The sequence below is a fragment of the Roseofilum sp. Guam genome (genome assembly GCF_017746735.1).
Classification (GTDB): domain Bacteria; phylum Cyanobacteriota; class Cyanobacteriia; order Cyanobacteriales; family Desertifilaceae; genus Roseofilum; species Roseofilum reptotaenium.
In genome coordinates this window covers 1-4,190 of the sequence record NZ_JAGHZN010000114.1, presented here as the reverse complement: position 1 = coordinate 4,190, position 4,190 = coordinate 1, and the positions used below count along the sequence as shown (strand labels likewise).

Genomic DNA, 4,190 nt, shown 5'->3' with positions numbered 1-4,190 from the left:
CTTCTTGAGGAGCAGAAGGTTTGATGAAATCGAGATTTTCCTGTGCCCAAGTAGCGCCATGAAGGGTTCCGGGGTTGCCGTTACCAGTTTTATCTTCTGCGCTTGTCCCACTTTCTTGATCTAATGGCCAGTAAGCGACTAATCCCTGTTCGTCTCCCTTGAGTCTCTGGTGCATCAATTCCTGGATCTGTTCTGGGGAACGAGCCTTATCCCACAACCGCACTTCAGCGATTTTGCCATTGAAGAAATACCCTGGATTTCCTTCTGTGACTCCTGCACCAATTCGCAGAGGATACTGGCTGTTGATCAGGATTTTAGATGGGACAGGGTTTCCAGAAAGTTCTCCGTTGATGTAGAGTTTCATGGTGCTGCCGTCATAAGTAGCCGCCACATGAGTCCAGGTGTTGAGAACTACGTCTGCACCTTGCAGAGTAACCCATCCCCCGTTTCCTGTCCAAAATTGCCATTTGTTGTTGTTTCCTGCGTATAGGATGTAACCCCCTAATGCACTGCTGCCTTTAGCGGTGCGACAGGTTACAGGCGATCGCCATTGCCCTTGTCCTCCTTCTACTTTTGCCCAACAGGATAGGGTGAATTGAGCGGGGTTCAGTTCTTTTTTGTAGGGCACTTCAATATAGTCGTTAGTTCCATCAAAGCTGGCGACAGATTGAAGTGTTTCTGGTTGAAGAACCTCTGTCTCTTCAGCAGTAGATTCCGGTTCTAAAGGTTCCTCCGTCTCTTCGGTAGTAAATTCTGGTTTTGGAGCTGGAGTTAAGCTTAAATCTGAAGTTCCCCAAGTTCCACCATGAACGGTTCCTGTGTTCCCATTGCTCGTCTTGTCCTCTGCGGTGGTTCCCGTGCCTTCATTCAGAGGCCAATAACCAATTAATCCCTCTTCCTCTCCAGTCAATTGCTGGTTCATACTGGCTTTAATCTCCTCTGGAGACCGGACTCGATTCCAAATCCGTACTTCTGCTATTTCTCCTTTGAAGAGACTACCCAATTTATCCGCTTGTGAGCCTAGACGCACGGGCAATTTAGTCACTGTTCCGACCCGACTGGGAGTAGCAGTATTGTCTTCTTCTCCATTGATATAGAGTTTAGCTCCATTCGCTTCATGCTTAAAGGTAACCGCCACATGCTGCCAAGTTCCTGTTGTTAACGGTGTACGACTGGTGAATCCAATCCCTTTGTTAATGAATCGCAGATTTTGTGGGTATGTATCGAAGGTAAATCCTTCATTTTTACCCCCAATATTTTTGTCTACAATCCGCTTACCTAAGACTTCCGGTTTAATCCAGGCTTCAATGGTAAAATCGTTGGTTACGTCTAAAGTCGGATTGGCAGGAATATCTACATAGTCATCCACTCCATCAAATGTGAGAATGGTTGTCTCAGTTGAGGTAGCATCTGAGGGTTCTTCTGGTGCAGATACTACGGTTGGGGCAGGCGAGAGTTCTAAACTGGAACTTTCCCAAGTAGCTCCATGAATTGTACCGTGATGGTTATTACCACTCTTATCCTCTGCTGTTGTTCCTGAACCTTCATCTAAGGGCCAGTAACTGACTAATCCAGATTCCGTACCTGTTAAGCGAGTGGACATTGTGTCTTTTATTTCTGTCGCACTCAATTCCCGATCCCAGACTCGCACTTCACTTAGGGAGCCATGGTAAAATCCATAGCCAGACCCTAATTTTACTTCTCCTGCTTGAGGAATGGAGAGAGTTTTGTTGTTTCCTTCACACCAGGAATCTCCATTAAGATAAATAGCCATTTTTCCGGTGCTGGCATTGAGAGTAAATGCCCAATGCGTCCATTTATCCTTGAAATCCGTTGCTTGTGCTGCTTTGTATATCCGATTGTATGTGTTACCATCGGAGCCACAATCAAAGTAGATGTTACTATTTGACCAGGGTAAATGGATATTGACTGTATAGACAATCTTGCCTTTAGATGGGTCAAAGTTCGGAGTCGGATAAGCAAAAAATACGGAGCATTGCTTAGGTAGGGACGAACCGCCTTTTGCCCAGAAACTAATCGTAATTTCTTTACCTTCGGGGATGCTGTCTATGGGTAAGCTGACATAATCATCCACTCCATCGAACATGAGCGCTGACTGCTCAGAAGTTTCTTCGGTTTGAGGAGCAGAGGGTTGGATGAAATCTAGAGCTTCTTCTGTCCAAGTTCCTCCATGAAGGGTTCCTGGATGGTTCTGTGAGGTTTTATCGGCTATAGTTGTGCCACTACCGTCATTCAGAGGCCAGTAGCCAATTAATCCTTCTTCTTCTCCTGTCAGTTGCTGGTGCATCGTTTGTTGAATTTCGTCTGGGGAGCGAGTAATCTTCCAAATTCGGACTTCAGCGATTTGTCCCTGGAAATATCTCTGTTGAGCATCCCTGGAATAGGCGATTACGATCAGGTCTTGCGTGTTAAAGTCAGACGTATGCTTGGTTCCACTGGCTACTAATTGCCCATCAATATAAACTTTTTGACCTCCAATAGAAGCGCCAAAAACATGCGCTACATGATGCCAAGCATTATCAGCCAAGTTCAAACCAGAGCTGGAGATGATTTCGTTACTCCAAATGCGAGTCTTGAGGTTTCCACCACTCAGGTAAAGATGGCGATCGTGGCCTCCCCAATCTGGGCTTTTTACAACAGAAAACAAACCACAGTTGGGAGCGTCTGTCTTAAACCAAAATTCATGCGTGACTTCGGTTTCTGGTTCATTTAGAGCAATGGTGATGTGGTCATCTGTGCCATCGAAGCTAATAGCACTCGACTTAGCTGTTGCTGATTCTGTTGGTGCTGTTTCTTCTTGGGAAGTCAGAGGCAAGTCTGAGGTTTCCCAGGTAACTCCAGTTCCCTGGGTGGTGCCATCGTGTCCATGACCGCTCTTATCGGTGACTGTGGTTCCCGTGCCTTCATCTAGGGGCCAATACAGCACTAATCCCGACTCATTTCCTGTCAAAGCGCAGTGCCTATTATCCTCAATTTCTTGGGGGCTGCGTATGCCATCCCAAATCCGAACCTCTGACATTTGCCCGCGGAATGCTTGGTTAACATCAAAAGAACCCGCCACGCTGTCTTGTTCTTGACCTAAAATCAGAGCACCGCCGTTGGGAATTTTTTTACCTTTGGCAAGAGTGCCTGAGAATACTGATTCTCCGTCTTTGTAAAGCTCGATTTTTCCAGTACTGCTGTCCCAGGTCATTGCACAGTGATGCCATTGACCATCATTAAAGGCGATCGCACTATTGATTTTTGCATCGCACACGTGTGGATGCAAACTCCGATAGTCGAAGAGGAGGAAGGCATTGATAGAGCTTTTGGCTGAATAGGATATGGGGGTTCCCGGATTCTTATGATTGGTTTTTAACCATAGTTCCACCGTTAACCTCTGAGCGGGAAATGAGTTGAATGGATTGAGAATCACATAATCTGTAGGTTTCTTGGTATTAGCAAAGGCCAATACCGGGCGATTGAGAGGTGCTGTTTGCCTTTCTGGGGCAGCGGCGAGTTCTAAATCTGCTGAAGTTTCCCAAGTGGCTCCATTAATTGTACCGTCATGTCCCTGATTACTTCGGTCTGTTCCTGTTGTCCCTTGTCCTTCATTCAGCGGCCAATATCCCACTAATCCTGGCTCATTCCCCGTTAAACGACAGTGCATGTTGTTTTGAATCTCTGCTGCTGTTCTGGCAGAGTCCCAAACACGCACTTCCGTAATGAAGCCTTGGAAACAGTTCTTGGGGTTCCAGGCGCTGCGACCAATATGGAAGGGCAGTTTTGTACTACCAATGGTTGATTGCCCTGAGTAGAGGTATTCAGTACCATTTTTGTAAAACTTAATATGTTTATCTGCACCATAAACTACGGCAATATGTTGCCATTGGTCGATGTCAGCTTTCACAGGCCTCCAAGCCTCTTTACCGTGGTAGATACCGAACTGACCGCCATTTGTACCGATTGATCGATCCCAACCCTGATTATCTGTAGATAAAATGTTCTCCCAGTGGTTGATGTTGCGGGTTGGTTTAACCCAGGCTTCCCAGGTGGTTGCTGGTAGGGCGCTCGGTTGAGCATCTAGGGTGGTGGCAATATGGTCGTCTTGTCCATCGAACATGAGGACAGGCTGCTCAGAACTCTGTTCTTCTTGAGGAGCAGAAGGTTTGATGAAATCGAGATTTTCC

The 4,190-nt window shown here is 46.4% G+C and carries 1 protein-coding gene; it reads right to left on the bottom strand.

What is annotated here, in order from left to right; translation table 11 throughout:
* Positions 1 to 4,190: LamG domain-containing protein (locus J7529_RS24350; protein WP_318731133.1), on the bottom strand; the 4,190-nt coding region annotated here is incomplete at both ends.